Origin of the sequence: Pseudoalteromonas distincta (assembly GCF_000814675.1) — a bacterium.
GTDB classification, from domain to species: Bacteria; Pseudomonadota; Gammaproteobacteria; order Enterobacterales; family Alteromonadaceae; genus Pseudoalteromonas; species Pseudoalteromonas distincta.
The window spans coordinates 76544-101334 of record NZ_JWIG01000022.1 but is presented as its reverse complement, the minus strand read 5'-3'; the positions used below and the strand labels follow the sequence as shown (position 1 = coordinate 101334).

Sequence of the window (24791 nt, the reverse complement as noted above, 5' to 3'; positions counted from 1 at the left end):
CATTAAGTGACAAAGACTTACAGGAGAATATGACTAGATTTAAAGCAGTGAGGTATGCAGAATTTACCAATAAAATAATGTGAATAATTAGCATCTGCGATGCTGTACACGTAGAGCTTGGTCACGCGAGAAGCGCAGCTTCTAATTACTTAACTCATGATCACAAAGATAAACACAATCCCAAAATGGATATTCACCAACATCATTTACAAGCTCAGCGCGTAACGGATTTGAAATGATATAGCGTGCTTGGTTAATTAAATCATCTTCTGCTCTAAGCTGGTGCTCAAAATAGTTTTGTTGCCAAACTGGCCCTGTAGAGCAATTGAGCTTATTTATTTTCACAGTGGTAATGCTTTTATACTGCTTCATAACATCAGCAAGCGGTAAATCTTTCAATTGAAATAACCAATGAAGATGATCTGGCATTAAGGTATAACAAATTGTATGCACCTTATTTTGCATATAAACCAAGCCTCTTGTCGCAGTACATGCATTTTCAAAGTTCTTAAATAACGGAATTCTTTGTTTTGTGCATATTGTTACAGAGTAAAATTTATTTTTAGAAGAGTGGCGCCCAACTAATAATTTTTTAGAGGAGTACATAAAGGTTTTAATTTATTGGTTTTTATAAATATAGATAAAAAAGGGTGTTCAACAAGTTAAATTAAACCACAGCGTTAAGTTTCACGGTGGGCGTAAAGCTTGCTCACGCGAGAAGCGCAGCTTCTAATTACTCAATCACCCATTTTAAAAACTGCGTTTTTAAACGCCAGCAAGCTGCACGTCTACAAGTTAAATCAAACCGCAGTGTTAAATTTTGTGGTAGGCGTAAAGCTTGCTCACGCGAGAAGCGCAGCTTCTAATTACTCAATCACCCATTGTAAAAACTGCGTTTTTAAACGCCAGCAAGCTGCGCGTCTACAAGTTAAATCAAACCGCAGTGTTAAATTTTGTTGTAGGCGTAGAGCTTGCTCACGCGAGAAGCGCAGCTTCTAACTACTCAACCACCTATTGTAAAAACTGCGTTTTTAAACGCTAGCAAGCTGCGCGTCTACAGGGGTTATGGCCTCTAAAAATTTAACTATTCACCACACATAAAAAACGGCGCTAAATTTAGCACCGCTTTATAAGCAATAAGAAAAAGTTTACGCTTTTTTCTCTTCACAACTTGCTAGGTATTCGTCAAACGTACCTTGGAAGTCGATTACTTTTTTATCTTTAATATCAATGATACGTGTAGCTAATGACGAAACAAACTCACGGTCATGGCTTACAAAAATAAGCGTACCTTGGAAATCTTTTAACGCGTTATTAAGCGCTTCAATGGCTTCCATATCCATGTGGTTAGTTGGTTCGTCCATAACAAGCACGTTAACGTCTTGCATCATTAACTTACCAAATAACAGGCGGTTTTTTTCACCACCAGAACAGTTACGCGCTTTTTTGTTTGAATCGTCAGCTGTAAACAACAAACGGCCTAACATGCCACGAACCATTAAATCGTTGTGCTTAGCTGTACGCCATTGCGACATCCAATCAAACAACGTTAAATCGTTATCAAAATCTTTAGTGCTGTCTTGCGGGCAATAACCAAAGCTCGCATTTTCAGACCATTTAATTTCGCCTTCATTACTTTTAAGCTCGTCTACTAAACAGCGTAAAAATGTAGTTTTACCCACACCGTTTTCGCCAATTACAGCAAGCTTAGCGCCAGCTTCAAGTAAAAAGTCGCCGCCGCTAAATAACGTTTCGCCATCAAAACCATGGCCAAGCTTATTAACTTCAAGTGCCTGACGGTACATTTTTTTACCTTCGTCAAACGAAAGCGATGGGCTCATACGGCTTGAAGATTTAACTTCATCAAGCTTAATTTTATCCATTTTTTTAGCGCGCGAACTTGCTTGCTTAGCTTTTGAAGCGTTAGCACCAAAACGGTTAACAAAGTCTTGTAGCTCGTCAATTTCAGCGCTCTTTTTAGCGTTTTCAGCTAAAAGTTGCTCGCGTTGTAAGCCCGCAGCTTCTAAAAATTTCTCATAGTTACCAGGGTAAATACGCAGCTCACCGTAATCAATATCGGCCATGTGTGTACATACCGAGTTTAAAAAGTGACGGTCATGCGAAATAATAATCATCGTACATTTACGTTTGTTAAGCTCGTTAGCAAGCCACGTAATTGTATGAATATCCAAGTTATTGGTAGGCTCATCAAGTAGCAAAATGTCAGGGTTTGCAAATAACGCCTGTGCTAAAAGCACACGTAGTTTCCAACCTGGGGCAACGTTTGCCATTAAACCGTAATGGAATTCTTTATCGATACCCGCTTCAAGCAAAATTTCTTCAGCGCGGCTTTCTGCCGTGTAACCATCCATTTCAGCAAATACACTTTCAAGATCGGCAACTTTCATACCGTCTTCTTCGCTCATTTCTGGTAACGAGTAAATACGTTCGCGTTCTTGCTTTACTTTCCAAAGCTCCACGTCGCCCATAATTACCGCGTCTACAACGCTGTATTGCTCAAAAGCAAACTGGTCTTGGCTTAGGTTACCTACTTTTAACCCTGGAGTAATAGACACATTACCCGCACTTGGAACAAGCGCACCGCTTAAAATTTTCATGAAAGTCGACTTGCCGCAGCCGTTAGCGCCAATTAAACCGTAACGGTTACCGTTACCAAATTTAGCTGAAATGTTTTCAAACAACGGCTCTGCGCCAAACTGCATCGTAATATTTGCGGTGGAGATCAAAAAAGGTAATCCTAGATTAGTACTGACAGGAGTACGCTGCAGCAAAACGCCACAAACAAGAACCAGACAATAGGGTAAATTAGCTGGCGAATTATACAGATCAGCCACAACGAATGAAAGATAAAAGGCAGCTAATTTATAACCAAGTAAAAATAACGGCAATTCTCGGTTTTAAGTTACTATTTTTAGCGTATGTAGTGTTGAATGTGCTTACAGCCACAATGTAAATAATTACTAATGCCAAGCAATACTAAAGAGGGGGCGCCAAATAGCTAAGTTATTAGCCATGCTTTAATGCACAGGTTGATAAATTGACTTTATAGCCGCCTCATTTTTGGTAATTAACTGATTAACAGTCGCCACGTCATCGAGTGTTAGCGACTCCTTGCTTAGCATAAAATGCACATTGTTAACGTTAATCGGTGTAATAGTTTTTACCTGCGAAATTGAGGAGTGTTTTTTCACAAAGTACTGCGCAACCACAGAATCTTCAATAACATAGTCGATTCGTTTTTTATCTAACATGCTAAATCGATTATTTGCTTGAGCAGTAAGCACGACCTGTTTTGAATATTTGGTTTTGAGTTGTTCAAGTTCATCACCAAAAAAGCTTCCTCGGTTAATACCTGCTGTAAAATCTTGACTAAAAAGATCAGCCAAGCTGGTTACATCAGCCGAATCTTTGTGTTTATAAAGCAGCATTATTTCTTCGCGATAAGGCAAACTAAAGTGCGCGTATTGAGCGCGTTGCTCTGTATAACTTGCTGCGTAGGTTATATCTACTCGACCATTTTTAAGCTCAGCTTGAACACGCGAAAAACTCGGAAAATAAGTCCATTTAATACAAAATTTTGAATCTTTAAAAATAGCCCTAACAGCATCCACTTCTGTGCCTAAAAATGTATCACCTTGTTTTACAAGATAAGGCGGCCAATTAGTTTCGTTAGTGCCCATTGCCAATGTTTTAGTGCACGCAAGGGCGTTAAACTGAGTAAATAGCAGCGTTGTAAACGCTAAAAATAAAGTTTTCATTACGCTCCTACTATTCAAACAGCGCTTTTAGTGCTGTTTTGTTTTTATTTATGTGCTCATTAATTATTGCAAGCTCAGTAACCGACACCGTTTGTTTGCTAAACATTAAATAAATATCGTCTTTATTTACATGCTCAATGTCGGTTACTAATTTGATATTTGAGCCTTTTTTGCCAAAATAAGCCCCCACTAACTCATCTTCAATAGCAAAATCAATACGTTGTTTATTAAGCATTTCAAAGCGTTTACTGGTTGCACTGGTGTATTCAATCTGCTTTTTATATTTAGTTTTATATTGCTCAAACTCCTCACCGTAATAGCTTCCAAAGTTAGCGCCAACAATAAAGCCTTGTTTAAAAATGTCTTCGAGGTTTTTAACGCTATGCTGATTATTTTTGTTTTCGTATAAGCGCATAACCTCAGTTCGGTAGTTATCACTAAAGTGCACATATTTAGCGCGTTCATCTGTATAACTTGCAGCCCACCCTAAATCAATACGGCCGTATTTAAGCTCAATAAAAGCCCGCTTAGAATTTGGCAGTAACTTAACTTCAAAACAAAAAGGGGAGTCAGCAAATATAATGTTGAGTGCATCAACCTCAGAGCCTTGCAGCTTACCGTTAATGCCCATTACATAAGGCGGCCAAAAAGCATCGTGCGATGCCACGCTAAAGGTTCTTTCACAAGCAAATACATTAAATGGAGCCGTAAACAGCAAACATAAAAATACGGTAATTAGTTTATTCATTACGCCTCATAGTTATTATTTTGCTCATTATTACAACAGTATAAACCAGCTTTTGTATTTTAGCGGCACGGGTTTGTTTAAATTTGTAAATATTTCGTTAAAAATTGATTTTAGGATAAAACAACCAAACTAGCGTTGTTGGTAACCTTATCTGTGGGTACACTAATAATAAATTTATACATAGCAGGGCACGTTATGTCGCCAACTAAAATTCGCAACAATGTTATAAAACTCAGTGAATTAAGCACTAAACAACCAAACTACTATTTTATACAAGGTTATTTAATGGGGTTAGGTGTATTACCTCAACTGCTTCCCCCAAGCGAGTGGCAACCTGATTTATTTGGAGATATTAACCTTCAAAAAGAGAGCGAGATAAAATACCTCGAAAGCTTAATGGCGTTGTATAACCAAAGCATGGATAAAGTAATTCAAAACGAATTAAAAATGCCAGCAAAATGCAGCCTATCTAAGCAAGACTATCGGGATTCGCTAAAGCCGAACATGCCCCTACCAAGTTACTGTAAAGGGGTTTTACAGGCGCTTAAAAATATAAATAAACGTATGCTTGATACAGGGCAAAAGCAGGCTCTTAATAACCTAAGCAGCGTTTTAAAAGCATTTTCTAATGAAAAAGCAGCAACAAAAGAATTTGGTGAATTTGCCCAATACAACGCCCAAGAATATAAACGTAATTATGTGTATTTTATGGCCGACGCTATTTTTGAACTTCGATTTAGTAACGACCTAACTTTAAGTGATGAAGATGAGGCTGAATTTAACAACAGCTTTTTAGACGAAGAACCGGATGAATTAGATGAGCTTGATGAATTACTTGAACTGGTACTTGCCGACACCGAGCTAAAAGCACTTGAGCCAATACAAATGTTGCTAGACATAATGGAAAGTGGGCTCATAACAAAGCAATTTATTAAAGACAACACTGGGCACTTTTGGGGCTTGCACGAAACCCGCCCTTATATGATGCTTCGCGCGCATCGAGCAAAAATACATGCGCTGCATGGTTATACCCAAAAAGCGCAGTCAGAACTCGAAGCGTTATTAACGCTAAACCCAAACGACAATCAAGCAAACCGCTTTTTATTAATGAACTGCCTAATCATCAATAAACAATGGGACAAGTTGGATGCTCTATTGGCCGACTTTGATTTTCAAGAACTACATGCAACAGCCAGCCGAGCGCTAAGTGCTTTTGTAAAGCATGGTGATTCAAAACCCGCTAACGATTACAAAAAAATGCTCCAGCAGCAAAATAAACACTTTACCAAAATACTCACCGGCCAAGAAAAACTAAAAGAACAACAATCGCCATACTTCAGCCCAGGCAGTAAAGAAGAAGTCGCTGTTTATCTTGATTCGTTAGGTAAGCAGGCGTGGATTTCGGTGCCTGCGAGTCTTTTTTGGCTAAGAAAAAAGTAATAACTAAAAGCGTAACTCAAAAAATGCTAAGCGCGATTTTATATCGCGCTCAGTGCTCAACATCAGCACTTAATAACAACGGCGTATTAATTTAAAAATTTCTACTTATTAAGCCTATATTTAATGCGCTTGTTCCTGTAGATTAAACAAATAATGAATGCAGTATTAACAGTGCCTTAGCTGTTAAACGATTAGCCAAGGAGCGGTGAGTCTCGTGTCAAACACCACACTTACTTATTACAACCAAAATGCCAAAGCCTTTAGCGACTCAACACTAAACGTTGATATGTCGGCGCTTTATGCTGAGTTTTTACCGCACGTTGCACAGCACGGGAGTATTTTAGATGCCGGTTGTGGCAGTGCGCGCGATGCCGCTTTTTTTAAAGCGCAGGGTTTTACTGTAAGTGCGTTTGACGCAAGCCCAGAGCTGGCAGAGTTGGCAAGCAGTTACTTACAGCAACCTGTGGCGGTTAAAACATTCCAAGAGCTAAATAGTGTAAATCAATACGACGGGATTTGGTGCTGCGCTAGTTTATTGCACGTTCCAAAGGCTGAGTTACCGCAGGTGTTTTTAAACCTACAAAATGCGCTTAAACCGAATGGCGTTTTGTATGTATCGTTTAAATATGGCGATACAGAGCGTGTGCATAATGGCCGTGAATTTACCGATTTAACCGAGCAATTATTAAGTGATTTAATCAATCAGCACACGCAATTGAGCATAATGAAGCACTGGCAAAGTGTTGATCAGCGGCCAGGGCGCGAAAGCGAAGTATGGTTGAATGCGTTAATGCAACGCGCTATCTGTAAAGGCTAATAACTGTAATGAATATGAGTATTAGAAATCAGTTTGAATATTGTGACCAAGTGCTTTTGGAGTATGGTTATAAGCTACATGACCAAAACACAGTAGGTAGGTTGTATACGAAAAATGATAGTCCTGCTGTATTTATTGATACTACTCTTTTTCACCTAGAGTTACCCAACTATCAATATGTTGATTACACTAGTTATCAAAATCAACTGATGCATAAGTACCAAGGTTTATATCGTTTTGTTTATGATTCACGTACTTCCTTATCAATTGAGACACAAGCGCAATTTAAAAACGATCTTGATGTTTTTCTTGGCTCAGAAGAACAACAATCAGATAAAATAAAAAAATTTGGAGCTGATCGCAACGAAACCCACACTGATCCAACACCACCTGAATATAATTTTACCTGCTTATTTGAAGACGTCTTTGGCGCTCAATATTTACACGCACTTGAAGCTGAAAGTAAATACATTGATAGTGCAGGGCACATTCGCTATATAGACTTTGTTCTAACAAGAAGTAACGATGTTAAAAACCAAAGTAATATAGCTATAGAGCTTAATGGAGAGCGTTATCATCACCCGCTTATAATTGGTTTAAAAAAATATCGTTCGCAATTATTTAAGCAAAACTCATTAGTTTACGATGGCTATTTAGTTTTTCGATGGTCAAGCAGAGGTATGAGCGATCATTACAAGTTTAGTGATCAAATGCGTGATTATTTTGGTGATCCTAAAAACTTTAGTGCCGCACCTAAATACTTAGCACAGCGTGATTTATCATTTCAGCTTTTAGCACATCAAGATCAAGCCGTAAATAGTATTTCAAATCAACGCATAAAAGGTAAAAGCACCTTTTTAGTTGTCCTACCCACTGGTACAGGTAAAACAGAAGTATTTATAGAAGATTTAAAAACTCAAATAGATGCGGGTATATGCAAAAAAGCATTGGCAGTAGTACCTAGCACAGCTTTAAAAAAGCAATTAAAAGAGCGATTAAATTTAAGACATCCCTTATTAAAAGTGGGTGAGTTATTAACAGACTCAACGCTTAATGTTGTAGTGCAAACCAGCGCTTATATGATGCGCCATTACAGCACCATGCAATCACAATCTTTTGATTATATTCTGATAGATGAAGCTCACCATGCAGTTGCAACAGGATTAAGAAAAGTAATTGAATACTTTAAACCTAAAACGTTATTAGGGCTCACTGCTACAGACGAAAGGCCCGATGCCCAAAAGCTGCAAGACATATTTGGTCGCTATAAAGTTGATTTAACTTTAGAACAAGCAATTAAAAAAGGACTTGCTCCGCAAATAAGAGCATACCGACTTGAGTCAAATATAGACTTATCGCAAGTGCGCTTTAACGGTAAAGATTATGTAAAGGCTGATTTAAATAAAACCGTACTTATACCCTCGCGCGATCAATTAATTGTAGATTTGATCAATAAATATTTTGCAGAACCTTTAATTGAGGGGCAATTATTAAAGCAAGGTGTTGTGTTTTGTACTGATATTAAACATGCCCAAAGAATGGCGCAGTTATTTAATAAACACGGAATTAGTGCGCAAGCAGTACATGGTTCAGACCGCAAAGGGCTTGAAGAATATCAAAAAGGAAACATACGCTTTTTATGTGCTTGCGACCTACTAAACGAAGGATGGGATGCTCCACAAACTGAAATTTTAGTTATGGCAAGACCCACAATGTCTAAAGTGCTTTATACCCAGCAGTTAGGGCGTGGGACGCGAAATTATAGAGACAAAGAAGCGCTTATTGTAATCGATGTTGTAGACAGCTATGGCGCAGCATTACAGCCAATGTCGGTACACGGCTTATTTAACTTTTCTACTTACAAGCCATTTGAAAATATAATAAAAACAGAAGTACCAACACCTGAAAACGAAGCGATTGAATTAGATCGTTTATACGAAGGTGAACGCCGTATTGAAAAGATAGACATATTTACTTTTGAACATGAATTCGGCGGTTTATTAAATGAAGAGCAGCTTGCTCGCGAGTTGTTTATTTCAACTGGCACGGTAAAAAGTTGGGTTAAAAAAGGAGATATTACCCCAGCAAAAACACACCCATTTGGTAAACACACATTAAACTATTTTAATGAATCACAATTAAAGCAAATCAAAATAGATAAAAATATTAAAGAGCGTACAGAAGATTCAAGGCGAGATGATTTTTTTGAGTTTTTACAGAGTCGGGATTACTCATTCTCATATAAAATTGCTTTTTTACTTGCCTTTATAAGTGAATGTAATGCACAAGGTGAAGCCGAGCTTTCAAAACTTGTGTTGCGATATGAAAATTTTTACAAGCAGTTACAACAAGAGTTCGGCCAAGCAGAAAAAGACAAAAACCCGCTTAATGATAAAGAACGCTTGAACGATACAGCTTATTTAACTCGTAGTTTATTAGCAAACCCGTTTGAAAAGTTTGAGCGTAAACGTTTTATTTATCATGCAAAAGATCTCAATATTATTTCGTTTGACTCAGTACTCTGGGAAAAGCTAGATGAAAACGCACTTGCCGAAATCAAGCAGCAATATATTCAAGACGGTAAAGATTATTACCAAAAAATAGGTTTTAAGCTTCAAAACCACCACTTTAAAGCATTACTGCAATTTGAAGAGCCAGTTGATAACACTCCCGTGAATATCGTTCCTACACAAATAAGTAATGATGAGACACTATTTACAAGCCAATTAAAAACTGTAAATGAAGTAATCAAGTTGCCGTACTTCCCTAATATCAAAATTGCCTGCGGACATTTTAAAACTGGGGATGAAAGTGATATGGAATTGATGGACGCACCATGTGGCGCAGGCAAGCTCGATCCGCAAGTACATTTTTTAGCACGCGCATCGGGTAATTCTATGAATGGCGGTAAACATCCAATACTTGATGGTGATTTACTGCTACTTGAACTGATAACACCCGATAAAGCGGGTTCGCTACGCGACCAAATAGTTGTTATAGAGCGAGATGAAATAAGCGGAGACGGACAGTATTTACTGCGTAAAGTTAATAAATTACCAAACGGGCAATATGAGCTAATCGCTCAAAACCCTGATTACGAAGTAATGATTGCAGATGAAAGCATGCGAACATTCGCCCGTTTTAAACAAGTGGTTGCATAGTCGTTGTAGTCGCGATTTTATGTCTCGCTTTAACGTGATTTTTAAAAGGGTTTAAAGGGTTTAACGGGGATTTGAAAGATTTATTAAACGTGAAATTTAATGTTTTTAGGATTGGAGAGTCAAATGGAAGAGCAAGAATGCTTAGCTTGTGGGTTGATTATTGAACTAGAACAAGGTGTTAAAGTTAAACAATGCCCGAGTTGTAAAAGGTTTTATGATAAAGTGAAACTACAGATTGAAAAAGGTAAAAGTTTTACGCAAATAACAATTAACCCATTAGATAAAAAAGTGATAGAGGTTGAACCAAAGGAACCGATCATAACTTTTGAAAAAGAATGCCCATTTTGCTCGGAATATATCAAGAATACAGCTAAGAAATGTAAGCATTGTGGTGAGATCTTAGATGTTGTTCTTAGGGCCGCAGATGAATCAAAAAGAGTTAATAATGTTTTTATGAATTCATCATCATCATCAGCTGCAGTAGCCGTTACTCAGTCTAAGTCTTTCCCACATCTGTTACACTTTGTGCTTTCTTTAATTACCGGTGGTCTTTGGATTATTGTTTGGATAATCCATTACTTAGCTAGGACAAGATAAAAAATATAACCGATATTGCTAAGTAAATAGATAATACACAGTTTTAAAAAGCTTCTATTCGAGGTTTTATCGCGTTGGCGATAGCAACCAAAGGGCGCCTGCCGCCGACCGCCCTTTGGAATCCCACGGCGCACCCGAGGATCACACTTTATCTTCAACTTACGTGAATGATGTGAACGTAACCAGCGTAGATAGGCCATCCGTGGCCAAGCTACGCTTTGTACAGCATCCATGCTGTAAATTACTCATCATTAACTCTGTTTCAGGTGTGATCACGGGGAATTGGAGTGTGTTGTGAGATTGGAGTTTATGAATGTAGGCGAGGTTTTTACTCTGTGCCATGACGTTGTAAGTGAGAAAGTAAGTTTTGGGTAATGAAGCTTTTTTGCTCTTTTTAGAAACAAGGCATATTTTTTTTCGGCAGCAAACGAAAACCGGACATTGAAAACGCTAAATTTATTCCCGCTCTTTTGAGTAGAAGCCTAATTTTGTCCCATAACATTATTAAACGCCGCTTTGGTGCAAAATAACAAGATTAATTCCTAGCTATTTTAATTACTTGTTTACAAAGGTAATTATTGATGAAATTATCAGAGTATGCAATAGACGCCGTTTTGATTTGTTAAGAACCACTAAAACGGCCTTCAATAAGCTGTTAACTTGCATTACTCTAGCAAGTTTTTGAACTTCTAAATCAAAGGAATAGATTTAAATGATTAACTCTCACGAATCAATATACGACTTTATACTCGACCTATTCACTTTATACCGCCGGTGTAACGATTTAAACGTCCAACACTCGTTTGCGAAATTTAAAGGATTTAATGTTACAGACGAAAATGATTACGTTGATTGTGTTAAGTATATTTTTATAAATGAAAGAAAATTTCAAGAACAAAAAAGAATACGTATTTCAGCTGATAACGTGATTAGTCAGGCTCCAATGCCGGGTAAGTACCAAAGAATGCTTTCTGAACGAAAAAGACTTTCTCAAAACTGGGAATTCAACATACAAGATGCTTATAAAATATTAGACGCATAAAGTATGCAAGTTAATAAAGTGTTTGGCGCAACATGGAAGTATGATGAGACTTGAAAATGGAAATATTGTAGATGCGAATGGTATAGTTACATTTGTTAGCATTGCAGCATTTGAATCTGACGTTTGTAGTTCAAATATATGTTTTATTTGTACGAAAGCTCTAAATTCAAAGAATCAGAATAAAGAGCACATCATACCTAATTGGATTCTAAAACGATTTGACCTTCACAATGAAACTGTGAATTTACCTAATGGTTCAAAATATAAATATAACCAATATGTAATCCCCTGTTGCATCGAATGTAATAGCCTACTTAGTACTGAGTTGGAAACTCCATTGAGTAAGGCGTTTTCAAGAGGTTTCGATGGTTTGGTTAATTATGTTGAGAAAGAAGGCTACTTGAACGTTTATTTGTGGATGGCGCTTCTATTTATTAAAACTCATGTTAAGGATCAGTCTCTACGAATGTGCTTAGATCGAAGAGTTGAGTATTCATCAATAGCGCAAGGGGTAGGCTATAAGTGGGAAAGTTTTCATCATGTTTATTGTTTAAGCCGTGTGCCCTATACCCAGACAACATTAGAACAAAATTGTGTAGGATCTTTCTTTATTGTTCCGGTTGAAAGTATTGATGCCAAAAAAGAGTTTGATTATATGGACGTCTCTTATGCAAACACTTCAGGAGTTATTATTGGGGGTATAGGCATTATTACTGTATTCGGCGATGCTGGCGCCGTATGTAATGAGATCCAACCAACAGTTATAAATAAGTTGAGTGGTTCAGTTACAAATATGCAATTTAGAGAACTTGTTGCTCACTTCGCCTGTTGTAGTTTACATCTAAAGAATAACCCTAAGCACTCTACTATTTCGGATTCCTCGGGAGCTCAACCTCCACGTATGATATGTACTTTGTTAAATTCAAAGCCTGAATTTGAAAATTATAATGATCTAGTTTTTGGTAGTTTAATGGATATGTTACTAGGCGATCTACTTGATGGTAAGGTTGCTGTACCTGAATTCCGAGAAAAGCTGAAGGCAGGTCAACTATCCATACTTTTTGATAGTTCTGGGAAGGTTATTACGCCTAACAAGAGCATTAGTCGCTAATAAACAATGAGTTACGTTTTATTCGCTACACTACTTTAGTCCGATTGAGCAAGTATTACCACCGTCTGCTACTGGCACTTTGGCGAAGTCCGCCTAGAGCGAATAGCAGATATTAAAAAATTAAATTTATTCTTTTTTTGAGTAAGAGCCTAATTTAGTCCGATAACATTATTAACCGCTGTTTTGGTGCAAAATAACGAGCTTAATTCCTAGCTATTTTTATCGCTTGTTTAAAACTGTAATTATTGATGAAATTATTAGGGTATGTAATATAAGCCGGTTTGGTGTGTTATAACCACTAAAATGATGTTCAATAAGCTGTTAGGGCACATAAAATGCAGCGTACAGTAACTTAAACTTTAGCAGTGTCCTCGCAAGGTTATGAATAACAAGAAAGGCAGTTGGAATGGATAAGAAAAAGCAAGACGATTTCCCTAGTGAAAAGTATTACAACAAAACAACACTCGCCATTTATTGCATAGCAATAGGCTTGTTACTACTTGAGAAAGAACCAAGTATGAGTATTTTTAAACTCCTTGTTGGTACAGGATTCATGGTTCTTTGGACACATATCGCAGGGTTGGCTATATACTTTGTAATAAAGCCTCTTATCGGCGTGTTTTTAGAAAAGAGTAAGTTAGATGAAATTACTACAGATTATGTTGCTTGGATTGCACCAGGCATTGGGTTTATTTTTTTTGTAGCAATTGTCATGAAATAGCCCTAACAATGCCGTTACCATGTCTACTGATGGCACTCACCAGCCAGCTATTAGAAATAGTATTGGTGTAAACCTATTAGTAAATTAGGCCCATTTCGTCCAAACTATTAAATTCAAATCCATCACCCAACCGCCAACTTTCCAGCCACATTCCACATTTCACTTGGCATGGGGCTTGTTAACTTCCACGTTATATTCATCGGCTGGCTGCCGTTGTGGCTTTGGTATTTTACCTCGCCGTAGTTTACAAATCCCATGGTTCTGCAGTTTTCATCTTTGCCTTGCTCACGCACAAATAACAGGATAGTTTTGCCTGTTTGCTGGTGTTCAATATAACTTAGGCCACGTCCGTGTTCTGGGCGGGCGCTGTTTTGCGTTTGCCAGTGGAACAGGGTAGGGCTGATTGCGTAGTCGTGATACAGCGTGGTTGGTGAATATGTTTTTTCGCACTTGTTAAGTGTTACAAATAACAGCTCTAGGTTTTGGTTTTTAAATTCTAGAACGCCTTCGCGGGCGGTCGATTTTTTATCAAACGTGTGAGCCCCAAAAGCTGCGAGTATTTGCTGGCGAGTGTAGCGGCTGTGTAATTTTATTGCGTGGTTTGGTAGGCACGCTAAATCACTTTCTTGCTGGTGAATACGGTTTATTAATAGCGTAATTACTTGTTCAAGCTCCTGCTGTAGCTCTTTGTGTTTAAGTGCTTGTAAGCTTTGTTCAAGGGCTTTAAACCCTAAGCTTGTACCTGTGTTATCCCAAAAGTTGTAATGCGCTATAAGCGCATACTGTTGATTTTGTGGTGTTTGGGTAAAGCTAAAGTTGTTATTACATAAATCACGTAAAAAGCATAAATAACTGATTGAGTCGCAGCCGAGTAATTGAGTGTTTATAGCGCGGTAATACGCGGCGTAAATATCGGCTTGTTCTGCTGGTATTTCATCGCCTTTAAGCCAGTGCCAACCGCCGAGCTTTTTATCTTTTGGTTTGTATATATCTTCAAGCGTGACTTGTGGGTTTATGCGTAAAAAGTTACTTAGCGTTAGCGCGTCATTAGTGTGTTGCGAATAGCTATTTATCAGCTGCTGTAAACGACGTTTAGAGTTTATAGCTTGCTGAATATTTTTTAATATTGTTTGTTGAGTATGCTTTTGTAGCTCTATACGGCAACCCAGCGGTAAATGCGGGAAGTTGTTTTCAATCTCGGCTTTTATAGGCTGGCTACTTTTACCAATGAGTGCGCGAAACTTACTGGCAAAGTCGTATTCTGGGCGGGCGTTGCCTACAAAATCGAGTACGGTGCAACACTGTTTTTGGCTGTTGTCGGGTAAACGCAAACCACGGCCGAGTTGCTGTAAAAACAGCGTTAGGCTTTCAGTTGGGCGTAAAAATAATAGTGTATCGACTTCTGGAATATCGACGCCTTCGTTAAAAATATCAACCACGCAAAGTACTTGTATTTCGCCTTGGCGTAGTGCTTGCTGTTTGGTCGCGCGCTCATTAGTGTTTTTGCTGGTGAGTACATCGGCGTTTATGCCTGCTAAGTTAAATTTAGAGGCCATGAATTCAGCGTGTTTTTGGCTTACGCAAAACGCGAGTGCTTTAATAGCGTGAACATTGGTTACGATATCAGCAAGGCTATATATAATTTTGTTAGCGCGGCTGTTTTCACCTGTATAAAGGTTACTTAGTTCGCTTATATCGTAACGGCCGCCTCGCCATGTTATTTGGCTTAGGTCGGTGTCGTCATCTAGTCCAAAGTATTGAAACGGGCATAAGTGGCGTTGATTTATTGCCTCTGGTAAGCGAATTTCAGCGGCTATTACTCCGCAAAAATCATCGAGTATATTTGCGCCATCTTGTCGCTCTGGTGTAGCGGTTAAGCCAAGCAATATTTTAGGCGTAAAGTGGTTTAATATAGCGCGATAACTGGTAGCGCTTACGTGATGTACTTCGTCGATTACTATGTAGTCGTAGTAATCGCGAGTTAAATTGAGCGATTCAATTTGGCTGTTCAGCGTTTGGATGGATGCAAATAATTGGTTGTAGCGTTGTGGTTTGTAGTTACCTACCCACAACTCACCAAAGTCGTTATTTTTAAGCACGCCACGGTAAGCGCTTTGCGCTTGTTTTAGTATTTCTTCGCGGTGGGCTACAAACAAAAAGTGTGCGTTTGGGTTTTTATCGTAAACAGTTTTAAAGTCGAACGCCGATATTATGGTTTTACCTGTGCCGGTTGCGGCAACTACTAAGTTTTTAAAGCGTTTATGTACGCTGCGCTCAGCACTTAGTTTTTCTAAGATAGCGAGTTGATGCGTTTTTGGTGTTATATCAAAATAAAACTGGCTGCTTGATTGCCCAACACCGCGTTGCTCGTTAAGTGAATTAATGAGCTTTTCTTTACACTCAACAGCGCCTGTAAATAGCTCGAAGTCTTTTGATTCCCAGTAGGTTTCAAACGTACTTTTGGTTTTAGCTATTATGTGCGGAATTTCTTGCGCGGTAATTTTTAAGTTCCATTCAAGGCCGCTGGTAAGCGCCGAATGCGATAAGTTAGACGAGCCAATATAGCCTGTATGAAAACCCGTATTGCGCATAAATAAGTATGATTTAGCGTGTAGACGTTCTTGTTGATTGTTATAACTTAGCTTTACTTCGGTATTTGGTAGGTTTGCTAAAAAATCAACGGCTTTAGCATCCGTTGCGCCCATGTACGAGGTTGTAATTACTTTGAGTTTATTACCGCTTTTAGTAAACGCTTCAAGCTCATTTTTAAAAATGCGCAAACCCGTCCATTTTATAAATGAGACAAGCCAGTAAATAGTGTCGGACGATTTAATCTCGCGCTTTAGCTCGCTTTCGAGCGATATCCCCTTTTTTGCGCCACAAAATAATTCACTTTGGGTAAGCCCTGTTATTGGGAATATATCGCTTGAGTAATCTTTAAGGTTGTCCGCAATCGGGTTTTGGGTATTAAATAGCGCGGTAAGTATTCGGCCTTGGCTGTCGATAAGGTTTTCGTTAATTAGCTCGTCATCACGAATATGATCTTTAAGCCAAAGTACAAGGCTATTAGCTAGGCTAATTTGTTCTTGTAGGCGCTCGTTTGAGTTAGGAATGGCATTTATGGCATGCTCAACAAGCTTACCTAAAAAACGTGAAAGCCATGTTGCCGCTTCGGCCGTTTCAAGCTGGCGCTCGCCCACATAAAATTGATCACGATCTAAGTTTTGCTTAATTACTTGCGTAATTAACTGCTCGTAAATACCAATTTGCTGCATTAAAACCACTCCCTGTTTGCGAGTAGTTAGTTTACTTAAATACGGTACAGCTACAAGTAATAATCGACTAAGTTACTAGTAATTAAGTACAAACGTGTGAGTTAAGTATTAGCCGAGAGAGTAATCAAATGATGATGCTAAGAAATTCCCCCCTTCAACTTCACCTGAGAACACATAATTAATGAGTAATTACCTCGCATGGATTCGAGGAAAGGGATGCTTGCACATGGATGTGCGTTCATCGCGTTTACGTTCATATTAATTATTTGTTTAAGGATAAGTGAAATTGAGGGGCGCCGTGGGGTTCCAAGGGGCGGTCGGCGGTATCCGCCCCTTGGTTGCCATCGCCAACGCGATATTTGTAAATTATTTTAAAAGCTTAGCTTTTCGCGCGAGCAAGCTGAGCGCCTACAGGTGTTTAGGTGGGCTTTGTAGTGTGGGTTTGAATGATGCGACATGTACCTGTTTTTAATGTATAAAGTAAACATTGTGATTATAGGAACTCATCATGGATGATTTATTAAACCAAGGTTTAAGCCTTTTATTTGTTATTGGTAGTGTTTATTCACTATTAGGTGTTTTATTTATCAAAATATGGATTCATCAGAAGAATGCAAAACTACCTGTAGATCGTAAAAAGCTTAAACGTGTTGCAGCGCAGACACTTAATGAACAAGTTAATGATAAAGTTTTAGATGTAATAGGCTTAGTCTTTTTGTCTGCTTTGATAGTCACCATGCCTTTTGCTTTGAAAGGAATTGCTGAAATGTTTGCCAGCGGCAAGCTCAATTACTTTTTAATTATCGTGATTGCATTGGGACTAACGTATGTGGCACGAAAGCTTTGGGTTAAATCTAACGACTTAATAAAGCTAAAACTAGGACGTGATGCAGAATTAGCAGTTGCTTCAGAGCTTATAGAATTACAGTCACACGGTTACCAGGTATTTCATGATATACAAGCAGATGGTTTTAATATTGACCATTTAGTTGTTGGGCCAAATGGAATATTTGCTATTGAAACCAAAGGCAGACATAAACGAATAAAAGACGATACAAATTACAAAGTTAAATTTGAGAATAACCATTTAGCATTTCCTTCTTGGTTTGAAAGCAAGCCATTAGAGCAAGCTCAAAACCAAGCTAATTGGGTGAATAAATGGCTTTATGAATCTACCGGTTTTAATACTCCGGTTTTACCTGTTTTATGCTTCCCTGGTTGGTTTGTGGAACTAAAGCAGAGACCAATCTTTCCAATCGTTTCTCATAAACAAATAGTTAAAACTATCCTTTCAATGCGACAAGTTAGCTTAAATCAAGAGCAGCAGCGTGCTATTTGCTATCAAGTGGTGCAGCGAGCCTTAAACGATAGTAAGGCAATTTAAAAGCTACGCTTTTCGCGCGAGCAAGCTGAGCGCCTACAGGTGTTTAGGTGGGCTTTGCTTGTTGATTGAGGTAATGAGCTAGTTACTAAAGAGAAAGCGCGATGTAAAATCGCACCTACGCTTTTGTTGAGTGCGATGGTTTAATTACTGTAGGTGAGGTTTTATACCTCGCGGGTGCTTTATAAAAACCAGACACAAGGTGCATTCCCACCCACAGCTTTAATTTTTGCTTTTTGGATTAGTAATGTTGATGTGTTTTTTCATATTTATAGGTACACTATTTTAAAGTTTTAATTCAGGGAATGAATAATGATTAAATGGATTTTACTGGTATTTATTAGCGTATTTACAACTTTTCCTCAAGCTGGTGAGGCTTACACACAAGCCCAATGCGATAGCATTAAAAAGCAGCGCGAAGCTATTCGCTCTCAATTTAGAAGTGGCTACAGTAATAAAGAAGGTGAGCGTTTAACTGCACGCGATAAAGCGCTATTTACCTTACTTGCTAATCACTGCAGTAAGCCTAAAAAGAGTGGTAGCGCTTATCAGGCTACTTCTTCTACCCCAACCCGTACGCCTAATAGCAATTGGTTACTCAATCAAAAAGTATCAAACATGTCTTTGCACAGCGATAGCTATAAAGATGCTGCTAAGCTTGATGCTTGGTCAAAATTTTATAAATTGCCTAAACGTTGCCGTAAAAAAGGGATGGAGTCGGCCGACTTTGTGTGGTGTAGCGAGTATCGGGGTAAGCAAAAAGAGTTGTTTGAAGCACAGTGGCAAGAGCGCCCATAAAGATGTTTAAAACAAAATTGCGCGTGGTGTTTGTATTTTTTGTGCTGCTAATAGCATCGGCGCTCATTGCTAATCATTTTACTGGACGGGTATTTAATTATTACGATCCTATAGGCGAGGTTAAACGAATTTATAATAGTTTATCGACGCAGTTAGCTACTGAACCGTTAGCAACTAAACAACTCAAAAATGTGAGCACGGCAACTTTACAAAATGTATCAGTATCTGCCGATAATCACTTATCGCAAGCTAACAATACGCGCTGCGTGGATGTGTCGTTGGGTAAGGTTAAATATAAACGAAGTAGCGATATATTTACGTGGATAGACAGTGACGGTGTACCGCATTTTAGTGATAAAAAACCGGACTTCGCAGTAGCAACTTACGATACTGGTTTTATTGAACCGTTAGATTACTTTGACCTCACTTTAAATACGCCTAATTTACCTTCGTCATTTAACCAAGAGTTACGCATAAAACTCAATACTGTATTTAAAGTATATGGACAGATTATTGGCGTACATGCACTTAAAAAGGTAAAGCTTAATTTAACGGTATTGCCTACGCGCCGCGCTTATGAGGCCGCAATAAAGCAACGCGGTGGTGACCCTACAAACACTGCGGGTATGTATTTTCACGCGAGTAATTCTGCTTTTATTCATTATGATAATGCACACAGTGCAATGCGAACTGCGGTACATGAAGCAGTGCACGCCATTAATAAAGCGGTCTTAGGTTACACCCCGAGATGGTTTAATGAGGGGTTTGCTGAATACTTTGAGCTTACTAAAAATAATATGCAAACAGCTATTGTTGAGCCGAATAGTTCATGGACGAAAAATAACAATATTACTAAAAGTGTATTTTCGATTGATTCGTTAGTGGGTTTGGATGACTCATGGAAAAAAGGTGACATCAGTAAGTTGTATGCAAGCAGTTGGGCTGCAATTTACTTTTTAATGGATACTCAAGCAGGGAGAGTGTTACTAAAGAATATAATGCTTGCTGAGCAAGAATCCCTCTGTAATAAGCTATCTGAAAAGCAATTAAAAACGATGATGTATAAGCAATTTCCTAATCTTAATCGCGAATATTCTCAGAGGTTAAAAAAGCCTTTAAAAGCGCATATATTTTAAATAAGGTAAAAATTTAAAAGCTGCGCTTTTCGCGCGAGCAAGCTTCGCGCCTACAGGTGTTGAGCTTGACCTTATTTAAAAGCCAAAGCGCGATATAAAATCTCACCTACGATTTTGTTGAAAGTGGTGTTTAAAATTATTGTAGGTGAGGTTTTATACCTCGCTTAAAAATACATTTTTTATCATTGAAAAGTGAATTATTGTTCAATGTAGCGCTTAAAAGTAATGAGGCAATTAACTCTTATATTCGCCTCATTGCATGAGGCAAATAAATAACATAGACTGAGGCTAATTACCTTTAGGACTAAAGACTATGTGGATATGGCAACAGCAAAACTGGCCAAACTTTACGTGGGATGCTGCAGCGCTTGCTCCTTTACTAAGGGATCTTTCATATAATCAAGGTTTATTAGTAGGGCGTATGGGCGTGCAAAGTGCTCAACAAAAGCAGCAAGCCCTTGATACTTTACTTGCAAATATTATTCACTCCAGTGCGATTGAGGGCGAAAAGCTTAATGCATTTTCGGTTCGCTCTTCTCTTGCTAAAAAGCTCAATATTAATGAGCAACCTTACCCAACAACAGTGCAAAGCGATAATCTTGCAGAGATTATGCTTGATGCAATAAATAACACAGACTCACCGCTTAATTTAGAGCGAGTGCTTAATTGGCATCGCTTATTGTTTGCAGGTGAGCAAAGCTTATTTACTAAAATTGAGGGCGGGCAATTGCGTGGTGACGAGCCAATGCAAGTGGTATCGGGGCGCTTAGATAAACCGGTATTACATTTTACGGCGCCTCCTAAAGAGCGAGTAAATAAAGAGCTTTCGCTATTTTTTAACTGGTTTAACAAAACGCAAAACGAACCTCAAATAGATCCTTTTATTCGGGCAGCTATCGCACATTTATGGTTTGTAACAATACATCCACTTGAGGATGGTAATGGGCGTATTACACGCCTTATAACCGACCTGGCATTAGCGCAAGAACATGCTGAGTCAATTCGATTTTACGCTATGTCGGTGGCTATTTTAGAAGACAGAAAAAGCTACTACGAGGTGCTTGAAGCCACTCAACGTGGAGATCTTTGTATTACCCAATGGATTAATTGGTTTTTATGTACGCTTAATAATGCGATACACCATACGCTTAATAATATTGAGCAAACAATTTTTAAAACCAATTACTGGGCAAGTAAAGATCAAACAAAGCTAGGTGAGCAGCAAGTAAAAGTGCTTAATAAGTTACTTGATGGCCAATTTGAACAGGGTATTAGTGCGAGTCAGTATCAAAAGGTAGCTAAGGTTAGCCGTGCAACCGCAACACGCCATTTATCGGACTTGCAAACGCTTGGATTTTTAACAAAAACCGCCGCAGGTGGGCGTAGTACACGTTACAAAATTGCCTAATGAGGCAATTACACATATTATTCACCTCATTGAGTGAGGCGAATAGGTATTTGAATTGTTGTAGGTGAGGTTTTATACCTCGCGGGTGTTTTTATAAGAACAAAGCGCGATGTAAAAACGCACCTACGGTTTTGTTCAGTGCAGTGGTTTAATTATTGTAGGTGAGGTTTTATCTATGAATCTTTGTTTAGCTCTGTAATCGCTTTAATACTAAATGCGTGCATAGTTGTGTAGTGTTGCTTTTTAATGATTGTTTTAACGATACTTTGGTCAATATTTAAGTAATCGTGAACAAGAGCATTTCGTAAGCCTATAATTTTACGCCATGACAGTAGTTCTGCCTCGCTCAAAAAGCCTAAATTAGTAAGTTCGCTAAATGTTTGATAGGCGTTGCTACTGGTACTACTTTTGTGCTGTTTTAGCCAATGCTTTGATAAACCAATACACACCTCGGTCATTAACTGTAGTAATCGCTCTGCAGCTCGGTAGTCTCTACTATTAAGTGAATCGATTTGACTGAGTTCGTCGAGTTCTTGCATATATTCGTCAATATGGCGTGTTACTTCACTTAAATAAAGTGTAATTCCGGTATCAGTCATGTTTACTCGCTATGGTTTCAAATTCGAACTGGCTATATATACGCTGCTGCTCTTTCATCGCTCTAACACTATTATTGCTTATAATTATTTTTCCATATTCAATAACGTTGAAAGCTAAATAACTTGGAATAATATTTATATCAACAATCGAAATAAGTTGTTCGTTAAGATTAAGTGCATTACTTATTTCAAGCTCAAGCTCTTTTGGCCTAAGGCGCTTATCGAACGATTCCAGATCAAAGTTTTTAAATGCTATGGCTAAGTCAATGTCACTATGAGGCTGAGCTGTCCCTTTTGCATGGGAGCCATATAGCCAAACTACATCAATGTCGGTGTTTTGATGTAAATACTCAATTATTTTTTGTATAACTTCATTTGCCACGAAAAAGTAACCATTGATAAAAACAGTAATAATAACCTATCAGTTTTATAGTGAACATTAAAACTGATATTTGTTTTATTTAATTTAAAAGCTTCGCTTTTCGCGCGAGCAAGCTGTGCGCCTACAGGTGTTTAGGCGGGCTTTGTAGTGTTGATTGTGGTGTTTGAATTATTGTAGGTGAGGTTTTATAGCTCGCATGGTGTTTTTTATAATGCCAAAGCGCGATGTAAAATCGCACCTACGGGTTTGTTCAGTGCAGTGGTTTAATTGTTGTAGATGAGGTTTTATACCTCGCGGGTGTTTTTATAAAGCCAAAGCGCGATGTAAAATCGCACCTACGGTTTAAAAGCTTCGCTTTTCGCGCGAGCAAGCTTTGCGCCTACAGGAGTTTAGGCGGGCTTTGTAGCGTTGATTGGGAGTTATGAGCCGTTACTAAAGAGCTAAGCGCGATGTAAAATCGCACCTACGGGTTTGTTGAGTGTGGTGTTTGAGTTGTTGTAGGTGAGGTTTTATACCTCGCATGGTGTTTTTATAAGAGCAAAGCGCGATGTAAATTCCCGCCTACGGTTTAAAAGCTTCGCTTTTCGCGCGAGCAAGCTTTGCGCCTACAGGTGTTTAGGCGGGCTTTGTAGCGTTGATTGGGAGTTATGAGCCGTTACTAAAGAACAAAGCGCGATGTAAAATCGCACCTACGGGTTTGTTGAGTGTGGTGTTTGAGTTGTTGTAGGTGAGGTTTTATACCTCGCATGGTGTTTTTATAAAGCCAAAGCGCGATGTAAATTCCAGCCTACAATTTAAAAGCTTCGGTTTCCTCTTATTCCAACCGCGTTACTTTCACTTTTATTTTTCCGGCATTAGCGCCATAAAAGCGGCTTAGGTCGTTTGCGAATGGGCAAAACTCGCCAGATTTATCCATTTTAATATCGGCGCCGTTGGCTATTTCAAAAAGGTGGTCGTCGTTTTTATTAATAGCACCAATGAGTGAAAACCATTGTGCGCGAGGAAATCGTCTAAATGGTTCAAGCACAGCCATGGGGATTTCTTTTACGCCAAGTTGTACGTTGTCGCGGTTCCAGCCTAATGGCGTGCACTTTATGCCATCGTCAAACCAGTATTGATTTGGGTAAGGGGTAAAGCGGTACGTAGCGCCTTGCTCTAGCATAAGGCCGGTTGCGTTGTATTGCTCAGAGGCAAATACCATTACATCTTGGCTTTGGTTAATGCTCAGCACATTCATGTTTTGATTAGCCAGTTCTATATGTTGGCTTAAACCAATAAAGCTAAGTGTGGTGTTGTCGTTATAGCTAATTTTGTAATGCAGTTTTTTTAGCGATTCTGGGCGGTAACTGGTTAGCTTATTAATGCGTTCGGCTACGCTGAAGTGCACTAAAGGCTCAAGGTTGCTGGCTTCGTCATCAATTAATACATAGCACTGCCTATCTACTAATTTAAAAAATGGGTTAAACCAAAAGTAATTTTGTTGATGGCTTAATGCGAGCGGATCGGGCGTTACGGTTACGTCATCTTGTGCTACTAAGTTGCTATCGGGGAGTAGGGTTTCGTAATCTATATCGTGGCTAGTGAGTAACGATATATTAAGCGGTTGTTCTATTAACCACTCAAGTGCGTAGCGCAAGCAAATATCGGCTAGGCCATCGCGGTAGTAACCGCCGCCAATGTCTGAATGCGCTCCTGCAAACCATAGCTCGGTAATATTGCTTTGATGGTTCATGAGTGTGGGTTCAAACGCACGGCGTTTTTCATCAAGGGCTACGCAGTGCAGCGCGTGAGTAATGTTGTTGGCTATGGTGTGGTTTTCAAAAATAACGTGCTCTGCGCCGCGTGTGGCTTTACTTACTTTTGATAAGCCAATAGAGGCGACAGTATCAAACACACATACGTAAACATTATCAGCAATTAAAGGCTCTAGAATTTTGGCAAAACGCCTAGCTAGTGCACCGCCTCGGCTAAAACCCGTTAGCAGTATGGTATCGCCTATTAGGTAGTGAGCTTTAAAGTCGCTTAACGCTTGATTTAAAATACTGGCTACGTCGTCGCCACGAGGTGCAAGAGTTTGGTTTAAAATGCGTTTAAGGCGGCTGCCTTTAGTGCCAATACCTTGATAATAAAAACTGAGTTGGTTAGCAAAAGGAGTAATGGGGGAGTCTTCTAATTTACCGCCAAGCAGTAAATGCAATTTTAGAATGTTGGTAATATTAGAGTCTTCTTTAAAATGCTCTGAGCTAAATTGCTCTGCATCACGGGGCTCGTTTCCTGTGCCGTCAAAGTTAAAAATTAGCGTTTTACCCGTCATAACCCAATTTCCTTAGTTGTTTTAAATACTCTACACAGACAATGTTAAATATTAAAGACAATATTTGGGTTAGTAACAAATA

19 protein-coding genes are annotated in these 24791 nt (G+C 38.8%); 11 read left to right on the top strand and 8 right to left on the bottom strand.

Features of this window, described 5'->3' with window-relative positions; translation table 11 throughout:
• Positions 1-141: 141 nt before the first annotated feature.
• The 4 genes from QT16_RS14075 to QT16_RS14055 form a co-directional block, all read right to left on the bottom strand.
• The gene (locus QT16_RS14075; RefSeq protein ID WP_082007379.1) at positions 142-606 is read right to left on the bottom strand and encodes an REP-associated tyrosine transposase; all 465 of its coding nucleotides are present in this window, start codon (positions 604-606) and stop codon (positions 142-144) included.
• A 542-nt stretch (positions 607-1148) separates the two neighbouring features.
• Positions 1149-2747 (bottom strand): ABC-F family ATPase, encoded by a 1599-nt coding sequence (locus QT16_RS14065; RefSeq protein ID WP_076914907.1) that lies wholly within the window; start codon positions 2745-2747, stop codon positions 1149-1151.
• A 291-nt stretch (positions 2748-3038) separates the two neighbouring features.
• Complete coding sequence (locus QT16_RS14060; RefSeq protein ID WP_039488793.1) at positions 3039-3779, bottom strand: substrate-binding periplasmic protein; 741 nt, start codon at positions 3777-3779, stop codon at positions 3039-3041.
• A gap of 10 nt (positions 3780-3789) precedes the next feature.
• Positions 3790-4527 carry a substrate-binding periplasmic protein gene (locus QT16_RS14055; protein WP_039488792.1) on the bottom strand — a complete coding sequence of 246 codons (738 nt, stop codon included), beginning with the start codon at positions 4525-4527 and terminating at the stop codon, positions 3790-3792.
• Between the two features lie 195 nt (positions 4528-4722).
• Here QT16_RS14055 and QT16_RS14050 point away from each other — a divergent pair, with 195 nt between their 5' ends.
• The 7 genes from QT16_RS14050 to QT16_RS14020 all read left to right on the top strand — a co-directional run bounded on the left by QT16_RS14050 (position 4723) and on the right by QT16_RS14020 (position 13416).
• Entirely contained in the window at positions 4723-5967 is a 1245-nt protein-coding gene (locus QT16_RS14050; RefSeq protein ID WP_039488791.1) for a UPF0149 family protein, read from the top strand.
• Positions 5968-6181: 214 nt separating this feature from the next.
• Positions 6182-6784: a class I SAM-dependent methyltransferase gene (locus QT16_RS14045; RefSeq protein ID WP_039488790.1), complete on the top strand. Its 603-nt coding sequence runs from the start codon at positions 6182-6184 to the stop codon at positions 6782-6784.
• Positions 6785-6792: 8 nt separating this feature from the next.
• Positions 6793-9945 carry a DEAD/DEAH box helicase gene (locus tag QT16_RS14040; RefSeq protein WP_052201251.1) on the top strand — a complete coding sequence of 1051 codons (3153 nt, stop codon included), beginning with the start codon at positions 6793-6795 and terminating at the stop codon, positions 9943-9945.
• 123 nt (positions 9946-10068) lie between these two features.
• A complete protein-coding gene (locus QT16_RS20940; RefSeq protein ID WP_052201250.1) occupies positions 10069-10542 on the top strand; it encodes a hypothetical protein in 474 nt (157 codons plus the stop codon).
• A gap of 712 nt (positions 10543-11254) precedes the next feature.
• Complete coding sequence (locus QT16_RS14030; RefSeq protein ID WP_039488789.1) at positions 11255-11584, top strand: YfbU family protein; 330 nt, start codon at positions 11255-11257, stop codon at positions 11582-11584.
• A gap of 40 nt (positions 11585-11624) precedes the next feature.
• A complete protein-coding gene (locus tag QT16_RS14025) occupies positions 11625-12695 on the top strand; it encodes a hypothetical protein (RefSeq protein ID WP_152609345.1) in 1071 nt (356 codons plus the stop codon).
• A 406-nt stretch (positions 12696-13101) separates the two neighbouring features.
• Positions 13102-13416 carry a hypothetical protein gene (locus tag QT16_RS14020; protein WP_039488787.1) on the top strand — a complete coding sequence of 105 codons (315 nt, stop codon included), beginning with the start codon at positions 13102-13104 and terminating at the stop codon, positions 13414-13416.
• A gap of 122 nt (positions 13417-13538) precedes the next feature.
• Here the strand turns inward: QT16_RS14020 and QT16_RS14015 are convergent, their stop codons facing one another.
• The gene (locus QT16_RS14015) at positions 13539-16691 is read right to left on the bottom strand and encodes a DEAD/DEAH box helicase (protein ID WP_039488786.1); all 3153 of its coding nucleotides are present in this window, start codon (positions 16689-16691) and stop codon (positions 13539-13541) included.
• 508 nt (positions 16692-17199) lie between these two features.
• On the opposite strand from QT16_RS14015, the gene QT16_RS14010 reads away from it, so the two are divergent.
• From QT16_RS14010 to QT16_RS13995, 4 genes are all read left to right on the top strand, one after another.
• Positions 17200-18075: a nuclease-related domain-containing protein gene (locus QT16_RS14010; RefSeq protein ID WP_039488785.1), complete on the top strand. Its 876-nt coding sequence runs from the start codon at positions 17200-17202 to the stop codon at positions 18073-18075.
• A 309-nt stretch (positions 18076-18384) separates the two neighbouring features.
• The gene (locus tag QT16_RS14005; RefSeq protein WP_039488784.1) at positions 18385-18870 is read left to right on the top strand and encodes a hypothetical protein; all 486 of its coding nucleotides are present in this window, start codon (positions 18385-18387) and stop codon (positions 18868-18870) included.
• A 2-nt stretch (positions 18871-18872) separates the two neighbouring features.
• The gene (locus tag QT16_RS14000; RefSeq protein ID WP_039488783.1) at positions 18873-20006 is read left to right on the top strand and encodes a DUF1570 domain-containing protein; all 1134 of its coding nucleotides are present in this window, start codon (positions 18873-18875) and stop codon (positions 20004-20006) included.
• Positions 20007-20319: 313 nt separating this feature from the next.
• On the top strand, positions 20320-21414 hold the full coding sequence (locus QT16_RS13995) for a Fic family protein (RefSeq protein WP_039488782.1): 1095 nt from the start codon (positions 20320-20322) through the stop codon (positions 21412-21414).
• Positions 21415-21587: 173 nt separating this feature from the next.
• On the opposite strand, the gene hepT is transcribed toward QT16_RS13995, so the two are convergent.
• From hepT to QT16_RS13980, 3 genes are all read right to left on the bottom strand, one after another.
• Entirely contained in the window at positions 21588-22013 is a 426-nt protein-coding gene (hepT, locus tag QT16_RS13990; RefSeq protein ID WP_002962076.1) for a type VII toxin-antitoxin system HepT family RNase toxin, read from the bottom strand.
• Positions 22006-22395 (bottom strand): type VII toxin-antitoxin system MntA family adenylyltransferase antitoxin, encoded by a 390-nt coding sequence (gene mntA / locus QT16_RS13985; RefSeq protein WP_002962075.1) that lies wholly within the window; start codon positions 22393-22395, stop codon positions 22006-22008. The genes hepT and mntA overlap by 8 nt, the downstream gene beginning before the upstream one ends.
• Before the next feature lie 814 nt (positions 22396-23209).
• The gene (locus QT16_RS13980; protein WP_039488781.1) at positions 23210-24709 is read right to left on the bottom strand and encodes a phospholipase effector Tle1 domain-containing protein; all 1500 of its coding nucleotides are present in this window, start codon (positions 24707-24709) and stop codon (positions 23210-23212) included.
• Between the last annotated feature and the right edge of the window lie 82 nt (positions 24710-24791).

What these genes read in the sequence shown, in the direction of transcription:
- QT16_RS14075 (WP_082007379.1), bottom strand. Translation starts at nt 606, where the DNA reads ATGTACTCCTCTAAAAAATTATTAGTTGGGCGCCACTCTTCTAAAAAT.
- QT16_RS14060 (WP_039488793.1), bottom strand. Translation starts at nt 3,779, where the DNA reads ATGAAAACTTTATTTTTAGCGTTTACAACGCTGCTATTTACTCAGTTT.
- QT16_RS14055 (WP_039488792.1), bottom strand. Translation starts at nt 4,527, where the DNA reads ATGAATAAACTAATTACCGTATTTTTATGTTTGCTGTTTACGGCTCCA.
- QT16_RS14050 (WP_039488791.1), top strand. Translation starts at nt 4,723, where the DNA reads ATGTCGCCAACTAAAATTCGCAACAATGTTATAAAACTCAGTGAATTA.
- QT16_RS14040 (WP_052201251.1), top strand. Translation starts at nt 6,793, where the DNA reads ATGAATATGAGTATTAGAAATCAGTTTGAATATTGTGACCAAGTGCTT.
- QT16_RS20940 (WP_052201250.1), top strand. Translation starts at nt 10,069, where the DNA reads ATGGAAGAGCAAGAATGCTTAGCTTGTGGGTTGATTATTGAACTAGAA.
- QT16_RS14030 (WP_039488789.1), top strand. Translation starts at nt 11,255, where the DNA reads ATGATTAACTCTCACGAATCAATATACGACTTTATACTCGACCTATTC.
- QT16_RS14025 (WP_152609345.1), top strand. Translation starts at nt 11,625, where the DNA reads ATGATGAGACTTGAAAATGGAAATATTGTAGATGCGAATGGTATAGTT.
- QT16_RS14020 (WP_039488787.1), top strand. Translation starts at nt 13,102, where the DNA reads ATGGATAAGAAAAAGCAAGACGATTTCCCTAGTGAAAAGTATTACAAC.
- QT16_RS14015 (WP_039488786.1), bottom strand. Translation starts at nt 16,691, where the DNA reads ATGCAGCAAATTGGTATTTACGAGCAGTTAATTACGCAAGTAATTAAG.
- QT16_RS14010 (WP_039488785.1), top strand. Translation starts at nt 17,200, where the DNA reads ATGGATGATTTATTAAACCAAGGTTTAAGCCTTTTATTTGTTATTGGT.
- QT16_RS14005 (WP_039488784.1), top strand. Translation starts at nt 18,385, where the DNA reads ATGATTAAATGGATTTTACTGGTATTTATTAGCGTATTTACAACTTTT.
- QT16_RS14000 (WP_039488783.1), top strand. Translation starts at nt 18,873, where the DNA reads ATGTTTAAAACAAAATTGCGCGTGGTGTTTGTATTTTTTGTGCTGCTA.
- QT16_RS13995 (WP_039488782.1), top strand. Translation starts at nt 20,320, where the DNA reads ATGTGGATATGGCAACAGCAAAACTGGCCAAACTTTACGTGGGATGCT.
- hepT (WP_002962076.1), bottom strand. Translation starts at nt 22,013, where the DNA reads ATGACTGATACCGGAATTACACTTTATTTAAGTGAAGTAACACGCCAT.
- QT16_RS13980 (WP_039488781.1), bottom strand. Translation starts at nt 24,709, where the DNA reads ATGACGGGTAAAACGCTAATTTTTAACTTTGACGGCACAGGAAACGAG.